15 protein-coding genes are annotated in these 16,122 nt (G+C 39.6%); 1 reads left to right on the top strand and 14 read right to left on the bottom strand.

Going from position 1 to position 16,122, the window contains the following annotated elements; all coding sequences use genetic code 11:
• The coding region (locus ACW0TQ_RS16840; RefSeq protein WP_455725847.1) for a hypothetical protein at window positions 1-230 on the top strand (230 nt) is incomplete at its 5' end.
• 157 nt (window positions 231-387) lie between these two features.
• Here ACW0TQ_RS16840 and rbfA read toward each other — a convergent pair.
• The 14 genes from rbfA to tsf all read right to left on the bottom strand — a co-directional run bounded on the left by rbfA (window position 388) and on the right by tsf (window position 16,119).
• On the bottom strand, window positions 388-729 hold the full coding sequence (gene rbfA / locus ACW0TQ_RS16835) for a 30S ribosome-binding factor RbfA (RefSeq protein WP_042534967.1): 342 nt from the start codon (window positions 727-729) through the stop codon (window positions 388-390).
• A 33-nt stretch (window positions 730-762) separates the two neighbouring features.
• A complete protein-coding gene (locus ACW0TQ_RS16830) occupies window positions 763-1,041 on the bottom strand; it encodes a DUF503 domain-containing protein (RefSeq protein ID WP_042534970.1) in 279 nt (92 codons plus the stop codon).
• Window positions 1,038-3,137, bottom strand: a complete 2,100-nt coding sequence (infB, locus tag ACW0TQ_RS16825) for a translation initiation factor IF-2 (RefSeq protein WP_042534972.1) — start codon at window positions 3,135-3,137, stop codon at window positions 1,038-1,040. Before infB ends, ACW0TQ_RS16830 begins: the two co-directional genes overlap by 4 nt.
• A 20-nt stretch (window positions 3,138-3,157) precedes the next feature.
• A complete protein-coding gene (locus ACW0TQ_RS16820; protein WP_042534974.1) occupies window positions 3,158-3,457 on the bottom strand; it encodes a YlxQ family RNA-binding protein in 300 nt (99 codons plus the stop codon).
• A gap of 1 nt (window position 3,458) precedes the next feature.
• On the bottom strand, window positions 3,459-3,728 hold the full coding sequence (gene rnpM, locus ACW0TQ_RS16815; protein WP_042534976.1) for an RNase P modulator RnpM: 270 nt from the start codon (window positions 3,726-3,728) through the stop codon (window positions 3,459-3,461).
• A 14-nt stretch (window positions 3,729-3,742) separates the two neighbouring features.
• Window positions 3,743-4,846, bottom strand: a complete 1,104-nt coding sequence (gene nusA / locus ACW0TQ_RS16810) for a transcription termination factor NusA (RefSeq protein WP_042534979.1) — start codon at window positions 4,844-4,846, stop codon at window positions 3,743-3,745.
• A gap of 42 nt (window positions 4,847-4,888) precedes the next feature.
• The gene (gene rimP, locus ACW0TQ_RS16805; protein WP_042534981.1) at window positions 4,889-5,380 is read right to left on the bottom strand and encodes a ribosome maturation factor RimP; all 492 of its coding nucleotides are present in this window, start codon (window positions 5,378-5,380) and stop codon (window positions 4,889-4,891) included.
• Window positions 5,381-5,646: 266 nt separating this feature from the next.
• On the bottom strand, window positions 5,647-9,936 hold the full coding sequence (locus ACW0TQ_RS16800; protein WP_289584569.1) for a PolC-type DNA polymerase III: 4,290 nt from the start codon (window positions 9,934-9,936) through the stop codon (window positions 5,647-5,649).
• Between the two features lie 369 nt (window positions 9,937-10,305).
• Entirely contained in the window at window positions 10,306-11,580 is a 1,275-nt protein-coding gene (gene rseP / locus ACW0TQ_RS16795; protein ID WP_289584568.1) for an RIP metalloprotease RseP, read from the bottom strand.
• Between the two features lie 279 nt (window positions 11,581-11,859).
• Complete coding sequence (locus tag ACW0TQ_RS16790; protein WP_042534988.1) at window positions 11,860-12,648, bottom strand: phosphatidate cytidylyltransferase; 789 nt, start codon at window positions 12,646-12,648, stop codon at window positions 11,860-11,862.
• A 15-nt stretch (window positions 12,649-12,663) separates the two neighbouring features.
• Complete coding sequence (uppS, locus tag ACW0TQ_RS16785) at window positions 12,664-13,422, bottom strand: undecaprenyl pyrophosphate synthase (protein WP_455725846.1); 759 nt, start codon at window positions 13,420-13,422, stop codon at window positions 12,664-12,666.
• 382 nt (window positions 13,423-13,804) lie between these two features.
• Window positions 13,805-14,362 carry a ribosome recycling factor gene (frr, locus tag ACW0TQ_RS16780; protein ID WP_042534992.1) on the bottom strand — a complete coding sequence of 186 codons (558 nt, stop codon included), beginning with the start codon at window positions 14,360-14,362 and terminating at the stop codon, window positions 13,805-13,807.
• A gap of 2 nt (window positions 14,363-14,364) precedes the next feature.
• The gene (gene pyrH / locus ACW0TQ_RS16775) at window positions 14,365-15,087 is read right to left on the bottom strand and encodes a UMP kinase (protein ID WP_042534993.1); all 723 of its coding nucleotides are present in this window, start codon (window positions 15,085-15,087) and stop codon (window positions 14,365-14,367) included.
• Window positions 15,088-15,234: 147 nt separating this feature from the next.
• Entirely contained in the window at window positions 15,235-16,119 is an 885-nt protein-coding gene (gene tsf / locus ACW0TQ_RS16770; protein WP_042534994.1) for a translation elongation factor Ts, read from the bottom strand.
• Window positions 16,120-16,122: the final 3 nt, after the last annotated feature.

Below are 16,122 nucleotides of genomic sequence, written 5' to 3'. Positions count from 1 at the left end.
GTCTACCTGTTGCTTTTCCCGCAGGAGTAGACAACATCCGCTCCCATCTAAGTGGAATTATGTTTTATTTGCTTTTTCACAAGGAAATAACGCAAATTCTAGCGACGGTTTTGATGGGGCGAGTAATCGCAGTCCCAGTCCCAGAAGAAATACACGGAGACTCCTGTGGGAATGCGCAGTGGGAAGACCCCGCAGGAAAAAAGCGAACTTCTTTTTTTCGAGGAGGCTGAGCTCAAGCCCACGGAAAGCGGAGTGTATTTCTGGGGTTGCGATTACTCACCCCATGAAACCCGTTGGAGCGGCTATATTCAGCATTTTTTATATACTTTCTTATTCTTGTAAAAAAACTGATCCTTGCCAAGGAGCAGAGGGATCAGTTTTTTAGCATTACTTATTAAGATCTCTTAAGATAGAGTCAATTCGGTTACCTTGCTCGATTGCTTCGTCAAATTCAAAGGTAAGTTCAGGGGTTTTGCGCAAACGAATTCGCTTGCCAATTTCTGAACGGATAAACCCTTTTGCTTTTGCAAGCCCCAATAATGTTTCCTGCTTTTTCTTCTCATCACCTAATACAGAAATAAAAATCTTCGCCTGCTGCAGATCACCGGTTACTTCTACATCGGTAACCGTCACAAAACCAACGCGGGGGTCTTTGATTTTTCTGGATAAAATATCACCCAGTTCTTTTTTCATCTGTTCTGCAACTCGATGAGCTCTTAATTCAGCCATTTATCTCACCTCACATAGCTCTATGCATTTTCGTTATAATCGTTCGATATTCGTTATAGTTCTTTCTAATTCAGAAAAAGAATCTATTGTGTGTAAAGCTTGTTGTATTACTTTTTCAGCATGCACATAATCCGTCGAAATAATAACTATCCCAAGTTTGGTTCGTTGCCATAAATCGTGAAATTCAAGCTCAGTTACAGAAACATTAAACGATTGGCGCAGTTTATTCATAACCCGCTTCAACACGGAGCGCTTTGCTTTTAAGGAATTCCCTTCATACAACATACACTCTACTTCTGCATAGAGAATCATTTTCGTTCCATTTCTTCCATTACATAGGCTTCGATAATATCGCCTTCTTTAATATCATTAAAGTTAGCCAATGTAATTCCACATTCATAATTCTGTTGTACCTCTTTTACGTCATCTTTAAACCGTTTCAATGCTTGTAATTCACCTTCATAAAGAACCACACCGTCACGAATAAGACGAACGCTCGAATCTCTGGTAATTTTTCCGTCTGTTACATAGCTTCCTGCAATGGTACCGATACGTGATACCTTGAATGTTTCACGTACTTCCGCCTGACCAATAACTTTTTCTTCATATTCTGGATCAAGCAGACCTTTCATTGCTGCTTCAATTTCTTCAATCGCACTGTAAATAACACGATGCAGACGTAAATCGATTTTTTCGGATTCTGCAGCTCTTTTTGCATTGACATCAGGGCGGACATTGAAACCAATAACGATTGCATTGGATGCAGAAGCTAAGATAATATCGGATTCTGTAATCGCTCCTACGCCTGTATGAATGATTTTAACATTGACGCCTTCTACTTCTATCTTGCGTAAAGAAGCGGCTAATGCTTCCACAGAACCTTGTACGTCCGCTTTCACAATGATATTTAATTCTTTCATTTCACCCTGCTTGATTTGTTCAAATAAATCATCCAGACTGACAGTTGATTGACCGCCGCGGTTTTCATCGATCCGCTTCTGTTGACGTGCAATCCCAATTTGACGCGCTTTTTTCTCATCAGAAAATGCAAGGAACTGGTCTCCTGCCTGCGGAACATCCTGTAACCCTGTAATTTCAACTGGAGCTGACGGTCCTACTTGGTTCACACGTTGTCCCAAATCATTTACCATAGCACGAACTTTACCATACGTACTGCCGACAACAAGCGGATCTCCTACATGCAGAGTACCGTTTTGCACAAGCAGTGTTGCTACAGAACCTCTGCCTTTATCTAACTGCGCATCGATTACTGTACCGAAAGCTTTCGCATCCGGGTTTGCTTTTAATTCTTCTACCTCTGCAACTAATAAAATCATTTCCAGCAGATCGTCAATACCTTCCCCTTTAAGTGCAGCAAGATTAACAAAGATGGTGCTTCCGCCCCAATCTTCAGGAATCAGTTCATGCTCTGTTAATTCCTGCATCACGCGGTCCGGATTAGCGCCTTCTTTATCCATTTTATTAACAGCAACAATAATTGGTACTCCAGCAGCTTTCGCATGGTTGATTGCTTCCACTGTCTGCGGCATCACGCCATCATCTGCTGCGACAACTAAAATAGCAATATCTGTTACTTGTGCACCGCGCGAACGCATACTTGTAAACGCTGCGTGACCCGGTGTATCTAAAAATGTAACTTTCTTGCCCTCATTTTCAACTTGGTAAGCGCCAATATGCTGTGTAATTCCACCAGCTTCACCAGCAGTAACCTTCGTATGGCGTATAGCATCTAATAACGTTGTTTTCCCATGGTCAACATGTCCCATAATGGTAACAACAGCAGGACGCTCCTGCAATTTTTCACTGTCATCTTCTTCAATATATTTATCAAGGTCTGTATCTTCTAAAATAATTTCTTTTTCGACTTCTACATTATATTCATCACAAATCAGCTCTACAGCGTCATCTTCAAGGTCTTGGTTTTTTGTAGCCATGATACCCATAAACATTAATTTCTTGATGATTTCTGCAGGTTCTTTATGAAGTTTTTCTGCTAAATCTTGTACGGTCAATATACCGTGGTACGTAATTTTACTTGGAGTCTCTTTCACTAACGACTGCTCCTTTTGTGGTTGATGTTGTTTACCTTTGTTAGAGGTTTTTTGTTTTTTATTTTTCGGATTATCTTTTTTAGGATTCCGATTTGTATTTGGTTTATTTCCAGTATTTTTATTCTTTTGCTGTTTATTCGTATTTACTTGATCGTTTTTCTTTTTATCTTGTTTTGGCTGCGGGTTAAATTTTTCATCCAACTGTTTGATTTCATTGTCAGAAATCGTAGACATATGGTTGGAAACCTCCACATTCTTTTCTTTTAAAAATTGAATGACTTCTTTACTCGCTACCTTATTTTTCTTTGCATATTCATATACACGTATTTTGCTCATGCGTTCACCCCCGGATTTATTTATCCAACTAGAGTAAGGAGTTTTTTTGCAAAGCCTGAATCTAGTATTGCTATAGCTACTCGCTGTTCTTTCCCGATTGCCTGCGATAAGATATCCCGGTTATCAACAAGTCGATACGGAACATTGTACGAGGTACATTTATCCGAAAGTTTCTTTTTGGTTTGCGGTCCAATATCTTCTGCCAATAAAACAAGCTTTGCACGACCTTTACGAATATCCTTTAAAATAGTGTCTTCTCCTGTTGAGCATTTCCCTGCCCGGACAGCGAGACCAATGATGTTCAAATAATTAGGATTCATGTCATTCTCCCTCTACTAAAGCTTCTAACTCATCGTAGATTGTTGGACTTACTTCTGCGTTCAAGATTTTGTTAAGCGCATTGGTTTTCCGAGCCTGTTCTATCACAGACTTATTCTTGGAAAGGTAAGCTCCTCGTCCGTTTTTCTTGCCAGTTTCGTCAACGAACACTTCCCCTTCTTTATTCCGGACAATGCGGATCAATTCTTTTTTAGGCTTCATTTCATTTGTCATAACACATTTTCTCTCTGGTATCTTTTTCTTCTTAGCCAAGTTAAAATACCTCCTTATTCAAACAAATCTTCATCGTTGTCAGAATAAGCTTCTTCTATTTCTGCATCATCCAGCAAACCTTCTGCTCTTGCATCCGTTTCACTTTTGATATCTATTTTCCAGCCTGTAAGTTTAGCGGCTAAACGTGCATTTTGTCCTCTTTTACCGATTGCCAGAGACAGTTGATAATCTGGAACAACAACCGTCGTTGCTTTTTCTTCCTCATCAACAAATACTTTCAATACTTTAGAAGGACTTAATGCGTTCGATACATAAACGACAGGATCCTCAGACCACTCTACAATATCGATTTTTTCACCTTTTAATTCTGTTACGATGGCTTGCACACGCTGTCCTTTTTGTCCCACACAAGATCCCACCGGATCAATTTCCGGGTCTGGTGCATGTACAGAAATTTTAGAGCGGTCGCCAGCTTCACGGGAAACAGATTTAATTTCAACAATTCCATCATAAATTTCAGGAACTTCCATTTCAAATAACCGCTTTAACAAACCAGGGTGTGACCGGGAAATATAGATTTGCGGCCCCTTGCTTGTATTCTCGACCTTTGTCACGTAAACCTTCAGCCGGTCATGAATATGGTATTCTTCTGTAGGCATCTGTTCTGCCTCTGCCAGCTTGGCTTCAATTTTGCCAAGGTTCACATAGACAAAACGTGAATCTTTACGCTGAATAATTCCAGTCATGACATCTTCTTCTCTATCAATATACTCCGAGAAGATAACGCCTCGTTCTGCTTCACGCACTCGCTGGGTGACTACTTGTTTAGCAGCCTGGGCAGCAATACGTCCAAAATCTTTCGGTGTTACTTCCACTTCAATCACATCATCTACATCATAATTCGGATTAATACTTTTTGCTTCATCAAGAGATATTTCCAGCTGCGAGTCTTCTACATTTTCGACAATTGTTTTTCTTGCGTAAACAGCCATCTTTCCAGTAGTTTCATTCAACTCTACCCGAACATTCGATGCGGACTTAAAATTCTTTTTATAAGCAGAAATAAGCGCTGCTTCCAAAGCCTCCATCAATATATCCTTGTCTATCCCTTTTTCTTTTGCTAAATGATCAATCGCATCAAACAACTGCGTGCTCACTTTTTCTTTTCCCCCTTTTGGATGTTGTTCTCGTACTCTTCATTAAAACAAGACTGCCAGTCTTGCTTTTGCTACCTTATCATAAGGTATTTCTACGATTTTCTTTCTCGTTTTTATTTTGTATTCAATAGAAAGGGTATCGTTCTCTACATTTTGTAAAATGCCTTCATACGTTTTTTCACCATCAATTTTTTCATATAACTTCACAAAAACATTGTTTCCAATATTCTTTTTAAAGTCATCCAGTGTTTTTAACGGTTTTTCAACTCCCGGGGAAGATACTTCTAGAAAATAAGCTTCTTTTATCGGGTCAGCTTTATCCAGTTTTTCACTTAACTGTTCAGAGACCTCACCGCATTCTACAATGTCAATACCACCTTCTTTATCAATATAAACCCGTAGAAACCAGTTTTTCCCTTCTTTCACATACTCGATATCAACTAATTCTAAATTTTTCTCTTCTAAAATCGGATGAACTAATTCGGTTGTTATCTCAATTATCTTGGAACTCAAGTGTAAACCTCCTTTAACCATGTCCTCACGCCTTCAATCAATATAAAACCCCTGCCTAAAATACGGCGGGGGAAGCAGAGAGTCTTGTTTAGGCGAGGTATGAATAAAGAGTGGGTGTGCACCCACTCTTTACATTCGTACGTATCGAACATTCTAAACAAAAATAGTATAGCATATTCTATACCCCTTTGCAAACCTCCAAATCAATACTACAGCGCTTTTTACCCTCAACTAATTTCTTTTAGTTTCTCCAAAAACAAACGGATTTATGCGTATGTCTTTCACATTTAGAATAAGGAAAGCTGGTTTTTTTCTTCCATACCTTCTAAGCATCCGTGTGTATCTAAATATTCCAGCACGGTTTTGGAAATTTTACTTCTTTCTCTTAAATCTTCTTTAGAAAGAAATTCTCCTTCTTCACGGGCCTTCACAATATTTAATGCCGCATTGGTGCCTAAGCCGTCCACAGCATTGAAAGGAGGAAGCAGCGAATCACCGTCAACGATAAATTCGGTTGCGCTTGATTTATATAAATCTACCTTTTTTAAAGATAAGCCGCGTTCACACATTTCTAATGAAAGCTCAAGCACAGTCAATAAGTTCTTCTCTTTTGGCGATGCATCATTGCCCTTATAATTAATCTCTTCCATACGTTTACGGATAGCATCCGAACCTTTAATCATCGTATCTAACTCAAAATCATCCGCACGAACGGTGAAATATGCCGCATAGAAAAGAATCGGGTGATGCACTTTGAAATAAGCGATTCGTACAGCCATTAAAACATAAGCTGCCGCATGGGCTTTCGGGAACATGTATTTGATTTTCTTACAAGATTCAATATACCAGTCAGGTACATTGTTTTTCTTCATTTCCTCAATCCATTCATCCTTCAACCCTTTACCTTTACGGACAAACTCCATGATATTAAATGCCAAGGAAGGCTCTAAGCCTTTATGCATTAAATAGACCATAATATCATCACGGCAGCCGATAACATCCGGAAGCTTACACGTGCCGTTATTAATCAGCTCCTGTGCATTGCCAAGCCACACGTCGGTACCGTGGGACAGACCTGATATAATTAACAGTTCTGCAAAGGTATTTGGCTTCGTATCCTCAAGCATCTGCCGCACAAATTTTGTACCAAATTCAGGTACTCCCAGCGTGCCAGTTTTACACTGGATTTGCTCTGGAGTAACTCCTAAAGACTCTGTTCCGCCAAAGATTTTCATCACTTCTTCATCATCGGTCGGAATGGTTTTAGGATCAATTCCGCTTAAATCCTGCAGCATGCGGATAACAGTCGGATCATCGTGTCCAAGTATATCCAGCTTCAGCAGATTATCATGAATCGAGTGGAAATCAAAATGTGTTGTCCGCCATTCACTGTTCCGGTCATCCGCCGGGAACTGTATCGGTGTAAAATCATAAATTTCCTTATCATCGGGAACAACAATAATTCCCCCGGGGTGCTGTCCGGTTGTTCTTTTCACCCCGGTACAGCCTTGTACAAGACGGTCAATCTCTGCATTTTTATAAACAAGCTGATGATCGGAAGCATAGCCTTTTACATAACCATAGGCAGTTTTTTCAGCTACAGTTCCAATTGTTCCAGCCCGGTACACACTATCTATACCAAACAGTTCTTTCGTATAGTTATGGGCACGCGGCTGATAATCTCCGGAGAAGTTCAAGTCAATATCCGGAACCTTATCTCCTTTAAAGCCTAAGAACGTTTCAAAAGGAATATCCTGTCCATCCTTTACAAGTGCAGCACCGCACTCTGGACAATTTTTATCTTCCAGGTCAAAACCGCTCGCTACAGATCCGTCTGTAAAGAACTCAGAGTGCTTACAGCTTGGACAGACATAATGCGGCGGAAGCGGGTTAACCTCTGTAATTTCGGTCATCGTAGCAACAAAGGAGGATCCGACTGAGCCCCGTGAACCTACAAGGTAGCCATCATCCAAGGATTTTTTAACCAGTTTATGGGAAATCAAATAAATTACCGCGAATCCGTTTCCGATAATACTTTCTAATTCTGTCTCCAACCGTTTGGTAACAATTTCCGGTATCGGCTCACCATATACTTTTTTCGCCATATCATAGCATAAATCACGCATTTCCTGTTCCGCGCCTTCGATATTCGGCGTAAACAAGCCATCCTGAATAGGAGAGATATCCTCTATACTGTCAGCTAACTGCTGCGTATTTTGAACCACAATTTCTTTTGCTTTTTCTTTTCCTAAAAAGGAGAAAGCACCAAGCATTTCACCTGTCGTCCGGAATGGTGTATCCGGCAGTGTCTGCCTGTTTAATGGATTACCAGCCTGCGATGCAATCAGGATTTGCCGGTACTGCTTATCAATATCTTGCAAATAATGCACATTCCCGGTCGCAGTTACTAATTTCCCCATGCGTTCCCCAAGATTGACAAGCTTTCGTAATATATCTACTATCTGTGCTTCGTTCTGCACTAAATCTTTATCTACCAAATGGACATAGTTTTTAGGTGGCTGCACTTCAATATAATCATAAAACTCAGCAACCTGCTCCGCCTCTTCCTCGGATTTTTGCATCATCGTTTCAAAGACTTCTCCTCTGTCACAAGCTGTCCCGATCAAGAGACCTTTACGGTATTTTTTCAAAATAGACCGTGGCAGTCTCGGCTCACGATAGAAATAATCAATATGCGCATGGGATACAATTTTATATAGATTTTTTAAGCCTTCCTGCGTCTGCGCTATAATCGTACAGTGAAAAGGTCTGGAGCGCTGATAAGCATTGTTTTCTCCCATATGATTATTTAAGTCCTGATGATTGGTGATTTCTCTTTCCATTAATTTCTGGACCAGGTTCCACAATAAATAGCCTGTAGCTTCCGCATCATAAATGGCACGGTGGTGCTGTGTCAATTCAATTCCTAAATGCTTACATAATGTATTTAAACGATGATTTTTAAGCTCTGTAATTAAAAACCTTGCTAATTCTAGTGTATCGATGACTGGGTTGGCTGCTTTTTCATAGCCAATCCGTTTAAATCCTTGATTTAAGAAGCCCATATCAAAGCTTGCATTATGCGCTACTAAAATATCTTCTCCCATCCAGGCATGAAAATCTTTTAAGACATCGCCGACTTCAGGAGCATCCTTAACCATATCATCCGTAATCCCCGTTAAATTCGTCGTTGTCTCAGACAGCGGATGATGCGGATTAGCAAACGATTCAAATCGGTCAATGATTTCACCATCATGTACCTTTACCGCGGCTAATTCGATGATCGTATCGTACACAGCAGAAAGCCCTGTTGTTTCCACGTCAAATACAATATAGTTTGCATCTTTTAATAAACGGTCACTCTCATTGTAGGCAATCGGAACGCCGTCATCGACTAAATTTGCTTCTACCCCATAAAGCACTTTAATGCCATGTTTCTTACCTGCATAGTAAGCGTCTGGGAATCCTTGTACACCAGCATGATCTGTAATTGCTACAGCTGGATGTCCCCATTTGGCAGCCTGTTCAACCAATGCGTCCGGAGAAACGACCGCATCCATTTGGCTCATTGTCGTATGTGCGTGCAGCTCAGCTCTTTTTTCATCCTCAGGCGCCTCATCTTGTTTTTCTCTTACTTGTACCTCATGAATATCCTTTGCCATCATTGCCAATTCATTAGTATACATATCCGTTTGGATGCTGCCGCGAGCTTTTACCCACATCCCTTTTTTAACAGATTGAAACTTATTGACATCCTCATCCCCTTTGGAGAACATTTTTATTTGCAGGGAATCGGTATAATCTGTTGCTTTAATAATCAAAAGGCTTCTTCCAGACCGCAGCTCTCTGATTTCTGAATCAAATACATAGCCTTGTACAGTAATCCGTCTTTCTTCTTCCAGGATTTGATTCATCTCTGCCGGATCGTCCTGAATCTTATAACCGATCGCCAGCGGCTGGCTGACAGGCGTATCCTTTTCTTTATCCCGCTTTTCTTTTTCCTGTACGGTTTTTTGGACAAGCGCCTGATCTTCCTTCGCCTTATTGTCTTGGAATGCTTGCATTTCACTTTGATCAGCATTTACTTCCAAATCAATGGAGTAAGGTCTGGAACCAATTTGATAACAGAATTGACTGAATGCTGGTTCAAGTCTTTTCTTCAAAATATTTGATTCTGCTTCATTTCTTGAAGTTAAGATTATCTTATTTTCCACAATTTGAGGCGTTTGCTGCATTACCATTTCCTGATATGCAGGTGAAATGGAAGTTGTTGCTAAAAAATGTTTCCAATATACACCAATATCTTTTTCATTACATTGCTTATTATCTGTATGTAATGTCAGCTCGACCTTCTCGGCGATGGATGAGAAGCTTTTTTGCAAAGACTGTTGGAAATATAAATATTCATCGAATGGAAGAACATCCTCTAAATGAATATAAAAATGCCATTTCTTCTCTTGCTTATAAACCTCTACTTTTTCTAAATAACTTGAAGCAAAATACGTTTGAATTGATGTGTCAGACAGCTGAATTTGCTCAAGCAGTAATCTCATTTTTTCTTGCTTGGAAATACTCATCTCTACCCCTCCAATTGTAGATAGATATTTGACTACACAGGAAGAAATTTTCTCCTATTTAGTGTGTGTTCAAAAAGTCCAATAAACAGGACTAGCCGGCTAAGAACGCCACGTCCTGGGACTGCGGTTACTCGTTCCATCGAAAACATTTGTGCGTTGAAAGTTCAAGGCGACGAGCTTTTTACGTACGGACTTTCACAGGATGTGGTGACTTCTACGTTGCTCACAGAACGTGGGCGGTTTTAGCAGAAGTTTCTTTAATCGCAGTGTCATTTTTATTGGACTTTTCGAACCTCCTCTATTAATTAAAAACACGAAACCCTTGTCTATAAACCGACAAGGGTAACCTATTGGATTTACTATTTTATTTTACAAGAATAATCGCTGAATGTCATTCCATGTGACAACAATCATTAAGAGCATCAAGAGGGCAAACCCGACAAAATGGAAGACTCCTTCTTTTTCTGGAGCTATCGGTTTTCCTCTGACGGCTTCCAGTCCGACAAACATTAAACGGCCGCCATCTAATGCTGGCAGAGGAACTAAATTAATAATTCCTAAATTAATACTCAACATCGCTGTCCACATTAAAAAGTTTGTAAAGCCAGATTGAACAACCTGATCTGTCGCATCATAAATTCCTACGGGTCCTGATAGCACATCAATGGAAAGCTGGCCCGTAACTAACATGACCAAATTGTTAAGTATAAGCTTCGACGTTTCATAAGTTGTCTCAAATCCAAATGCTAATGTTCCAAGGATATTTTTTTCATAAGCCGGAGTTACACCGATTTGTCCGATATGAATTGGGTCCCCTTTATCGTCCACGGTCTCCACTTCAGCTGGGACAACCGTCAATTCTTCCTCTGTGTCACCTCTGGATATAACCAAATCTAATTCCTCATCCGGGTTTTCACGGACAATATCCGTAAACTGATCCCATGTTGAGACAGATTGGTCTCCTATTTGTGTAATAACATCATTTTCCTGCAGCCCCGCTTCTTCTGCCGGGCTTTCCGGTTGAACCTCACCCATTTGTGCTTCCTCTACCGGAACGCCTTGAATCATCCCCATAAGCAGGAAGATAAAGATAGCAAGGACAAAGTTCATCATTGGACCGGCAAAAAGCTGCATGGCACGCTGTCCGACCGTTTTAGATGCAAATTGTCTATCGAAAGGAGCAATCTGTGTTTCCTGCTCATCCACGATAAACATCGCTTTCGGATCGACATCGAAATGTAGCTTTGTCTCTTCGTCATCCAATTCATAGCCTTCGATATACAGCTTATGATCAAGGTCGACCTTCTCTACTTCAATCGTGCGGGCATTTGGATGCTTTGATTTGTTATTTACAATAATTTTAGATACTTTTCCATCTCTGTTAAAATCAAGCGCAATATGATGCCCTGGTTTTAACTCCACAATTTCCGGGTCATCTCCAGCAACACGGACATATCCGCCCGCCGGAATTAACCGGATTGTATAAAGTGTCTCATTTTTTGTGAATGACAATATTTTGGGCCCGAAGCCAATTGCAAATTCACGGACAAGCATGCCCGCTCTTTTTGCAAAAATCAGGTGGCCCCACTCATGGATGGAAACGAGCAAACCAAACATCAATATAAACGCAATAACCGTTGTCATGACAGCACCTTCCTTTTTTATAAAGGTAGAAAGAGGTTGTTAGGGAGTATTTAACCATTTGATTCTCCGCAACAAGTTCACATAACAATCATTTATTTCTCATTCATATAGTATCCTTCAGCAGGAACTATACATGTATGTGCCGGGACAAGAATAACGTATATGCTAACTTGTCCGATAATGTAATTTTGTTATGTATTAGCCAAAAGAAAGCTCTTCACCTAGTATATTCAATAAGTCAGCTTACTTTACCAATTCTACAATATTCGCTTCTATTTGTTAAAAAAAGTGAATAAAATGCAGTAATGGAAAAACAAAAAGCATGCTGTCAAAGCGATCTAAAATGCCGCCGTGTCCAGGAAGAATATTCCCGGAATCCTTTACATGATACACACGTTTAAAGGCAGATTCAACCAAATCACCGATTTGTCCAAAGGCAGAAGCTATCATCGTAACAATAATCAATGTCAACCAGGATTGCTCAAATGGTGCTATCAGGTGAAAAATCACAGCTACAACTACAGCTACAAAAATACCTCCCAGCGCGCCTTCAACGGTCTTTTTCGGGCTGATAGTCGGCCATAATTTATGTTTTCCCAGTTTGCGTCCAAATAAATAGGCTCCTGTATCCGTTGCCCAAATAATGCAAAATGCAAATAAAATATTTCTCAGCGCATTTTCTCCATCTCTAGTCTGCAGCAAATAAAAGAATCCTAAACCAACATAAAACGCCGCAAGAACAACAAAGCCCACCTGATCAAAAGTAAACTCATTTTTTACAAGCACGGTATACGCCAATAAAACAAAAATAAAGATAGAAATCAATTCATACTTCGTCAGCCATTCAATATCAGCCAGTAATTCATTAGGCAGTAAAATAACCCACGTCAGTAAAGCTGATAAAACATACGGAAAAAAATTCTTATCAGGATGGCGCATCCGCATTAATTCAACTATCCCAATCGTCGCTAGCAAATAGACAAAAATAGTAAATGGCAAACCGCCAATAATAATAATCGGCACAAATACAAGCAGAGCTATAATTGCTGTTATCGTTCGTTGCTTCATTAAATCATCATCACCTTATATACCTCCATATCGTCTTTTCCGATGCTGATATGCAAGTAATGCTTCATAGAATGTTTCTTCTGTAAACTCCGGCCATAGTTTATCTGTAAACCAAAACTCTGTATACGCCATTTGCCAAAGCATAAAATTACTTAAACGGCATTCGCCGCCAGTACGTATTAACAGGTCCGGGTCAGAGACACCTGTTGTATATAAATATTTTGAAAAGGTTTCTTCATCTAAGCTGCTCATATCGATATCATCTTCTTTTACTTCCGTTATGATTTGCTTGACTGCTTTTAAAATCTCGTATCGGCCGCCGTAATTAAGGGCAAAGTTTAAAATAAGACCATCATTATGCTTTGTTTTTTCTTTTGCATAGTTTACTGCTTCCTGTGTGTGGCTCGGCAATGCCTGAAAATCGCCTATCGTTTGGATACGAACATTATTTTCCATTAAGCTTGGTAAATATACATGCAAAAACTCTTTTGGAAGTTTTAAAATATATTCCACTTCTTGTTTTGGCCGTTTCCAGTTTTCTGTTGAAAAAGTATAAAGCGTTAAAACCTTCACATTTGCTTTCACAGCGGTTTTAACGATTTTATTCACCGTAGATACACCCTCTTTATGACCAGCAAACCTGGGTAATCCCCGTTTTTGTGCCCATCTGCCATTCCCATCCATGATAATAGCAACATGATTGGGAGCATTCTCTTCAGAAAGTGAATCCGATTCTTTTGGTTGTTTTGATAAAAAAGGAATTTTAATAGACATTTTCCGTCCCCCGAATGGTTGTTTGTTCATAACCCTCTTCATCTTTTTTCGAAGAACAAGGGATGAAAGGCATGACCATGCCAATAAATAATATGACTGTATTTCGTTTAACATGTATGAAATCGACTGTTTTTTTAAATATGATAACATGACACATTTAGAAAAGGATTTTCCGTTAACCGCGACATACAGCGGATGCGGAAGTCTTTTTTATCCACTCATATATAAGTGCATGATAGCCAGTAACATTAATACAAAAACCCCCTTTAATAAGAGGGCTTAATGGCATCTTACTACGTTAGCAGAAAACTGTCACCTTTAAACAAAATATATTTTGCCAGGGTTTGTGCTGTTAAGATAGATAGAAGGCATGTATCCCCTATCACACTTCCATAATTTCATTTTCTTTGGTTTTTGCTAAATCTTCAATTTGCTTAATATACGCGTCTGTTGTTTCTTGAACATCGTCTTGAAATGCTCTTAAATCGTCTTCTGTCATATCACCATTTTTTTCAGCTTTTTTAAGCTGGTCATTTGCCTGGCGGCGAAGATTTCTAATTTGTACACGAGCTTCTTCTGCATATTTCCCTACTACTTTAACCAAGTCTTTTCTTCTTTCTTGGGTAAGAGCAGGAATATTGATGCGGATGATGTTTCCATCATTTGATGGTGAAAGTCCCAAGTCCGCTTTTTGAATTGCTTTATCAATATCACCAATTGCTGACTTATCGTATGGAGTAACGGTCAGCAGTCTTGCTTCTGGAGCACCTACCTGAGCTAGTTGGTTCAGCGGTGTAGAAGCACCATAATAATCAACATAAACCGTATCTAATAGACTTGGATTGGCACGTCCAGCACGAACAGAGGCTAGATTTCTTGAGAAAGCTTGAACAGCCTGTTCCATTTTTTCCTTCGTATCTTTTATCACTGATTCTGACATGTTTAGTTCCCCCTTATCGTTGTTCCGATATTTTCACCTTGCACAACTCGTTTAATATTACCTTCTTCCATAATAGAGAAGACAATCAGCGGCAGGTCATTATCCATACATAATGAAGAAGCGGTAGAATCCATTACACCTAATCCTTCATTTAACATTTCTAAATAAGTGAGTGAATCATATTTCTTTGCTTCTTTGTTGATTTTAGGGTCATCTGTATAAACGCCGTCCACGTTGTTTTTAGCCATTAAAATCACTTCTGCTTCAATTTCTGCAGCCCGTAATGCAGCTGTTGTATCTGTAGAAAAATAAGGATTTCCAGTACCAGCAGCAAAAATAACAACACGCTTTTTCTCCAGATGGCGAATCGCTTTCCGCCGTATGTATGGTTCAGCAACCTGTCTCATTTCAATGGATGTCTGTACTCTGGTCTGTACACCAATCGTTTCCAGACCGTCCTGTAAAGCAAGAGAATTCATAATTGTTGCAAGCATCCCCATATAATCAGCTGAAGCTCTATCCATGCCCATTTCTGATCCTACTTTACCACGCCAGATGTTACCGCCGCCGACTACTACAGCAACCTCTACACCAAGCTCTACAATTTCTTTAACCTGTTCTGAAATGGAATGAATGATTTTAGGTGAGATTCCGTATCCTTCTTCTCCACTTAATGCCTCTCCACTTAATTTTAACACAACTCTATTATAATGTGCTGTCGTCATAATAACCTCCAGAGAAAAAATATATTTACAATATATAGCTATAAGAGGATACTCAAAAGGACGAATTAAACTTTTCAGTTTTCACTCGGCCTTTTGAAAAACCCCTACAAAGAAGGGAACAAATTAATGTCCCCTAATTTGCACAACTTATTTTTTGATTTGGCTCATTACTTCTTCCGCGAAGTTATCTTCACGTTTTTCCATTCCTTCGCCTACTTCATAGCGAATAAATGCTTTTACAGAAGCACCTTTATCTCCAACATATTTTTTCACTTTTTGGTCTGGATCTTTTACAAAGCTTTGTTCTAAAAGAACGATTTCTTCGAAGAATTTACCTAGACGGCCTTCTACCATTTTTTCAACGATGTTTTCTGGTTTTCCTTCGTTTAATGCTTGTGTTTTAAGCACTTCACGCTCGCTGTTCACTTCTTCTTCAGCAACTTCATCACGGGATACATAACGAGGGTTGATAGCTGCTACATGCATTGCAACATCTTTCGCTACTTCTTCGTCTGTTGTACCTTCTAACAATGAAAGCACGCCGATACGTCCGCCCATATGAAGGTATGCACCAAAAGCATCATTATCTGTTTTTTCTAATACAGTGAAGCGGCGAAGTGAGATTTTTTCTCCAATTTTAGAAACCACTGTAGTGATTGCTGCGTCAACTGTTTCAGAACCATCTAAAAATGGCTGTTGTAAAGCTTCTTCAACAGTTTCAGGATTATTTTTCACAATGTGTTTTCCAAGGTCAGAAAGCAATTGCTTGAACTGATCGTTCTTTGTAACGAAGTCTGTTTCACAGTTTACTTCAATAATTGCAGCTCTGTTTCCGTCTAATTCAATATGCGTTAATCCTTCTGCAGCAACACGATCCGCTTTTTTAGCAGCTTTCGCCATTCCTTTTTCACGTAGAAAATCAATTGCCTGCTCCATATCTCCATTTGTTTCTGTCAGTGCTTTTTTACAATCCATCATTCCAGCACCTGTTTTTTCACGTAATTCTTTAACCATTTTAGCAGTTACTGCCATGTT

The sequence above is a fragment of the Oceanobacillus sp. M60 genome (assembly GCF_053839645.1).
Note: the sequence above shows the minus strand (reverse complement) of the source record. Positions and strands in the feature narration are given on the sequence as shown.

Coding starts and splice junctions, on each gene's coding strand:
- rimP (WP_042534981.1), bottom strand. CDS start 5,380: ATGGTTAAAGGAGGTTTACACTTGAGTTCCAAGATAATTGAGATAACA.
- ACW0TQ_RS16790 (WP_042534988.1), bottom strand. CDS start 12,648: ATGAAGCAACGAACGATAACAGCAATTATAGCTCTGCTTGTATTTGTG.
- ACW0TQ_RS16800 (WP_289584569.1), bottom strand. CDS start 9,936: ATGAGTATTTCCAAGCAAGAAAAAATGAGATTACTGCTTGAGCAAATT.
- ACW0TQ_RS16830 (WP_042534970.1), bottom strand. CDS start 1,041: ATGATTCTCTATGCAGAAGTAGAGTGTATGTTGTATGAAGGGAATTCC.
- tsf (WP_042534994.1), bottom strand. CDS start 16,119: ATGGCAGTAACTGCTAAAATGGTTAAAGAATTACGTGAAAAAACAGGT.
- rseP (WP_289584568.1), bottom strand. CDS start 11,580: ATGACAACGGTTATTGCGTTTATATTGATGTTTGGTTTGCTCGTTTCC.
- frr (WP_042534992.1), bottom strand. CDS start 14,362: ATGTCAGAATCAGTGATAAAAGATACGAAGGAAAAAATGGAACAGGCT.
- pyrH (WP_042534993.1), bottom strand. CDS start 15,087: ATGACGACAGCACATTATAATAGAGTTGTGTTAAAATTAAGTGGAGAG.
- infB (WP_042534972.1), bottom strand. CDS start 3,137: ATGAGCAAAATACGTGTATATGAATATGCAAAGAAAAATAAGGTAGCG.
- ACW0TQ_RS16820 (WP_042534974.1), bottom strand. CDS start 3,457: ATGAATCCTAATTATTTGAACATCATTGGTCTCGCTGTCCGGGCAGGG.
- uppS (WP_455725846.1), bottom strand. CDS start 13,422: ATGTCTATTAAAATTCCTTTTTTATCAAAACAACCAAAAGAATCGGAT.
- rbfA (WP_042534967.1), bottom strand. CDS start 729: ATGGCTGAATTAAGAGCTCATCGAGTTGCAGAACAGATGAAAAAAGAA.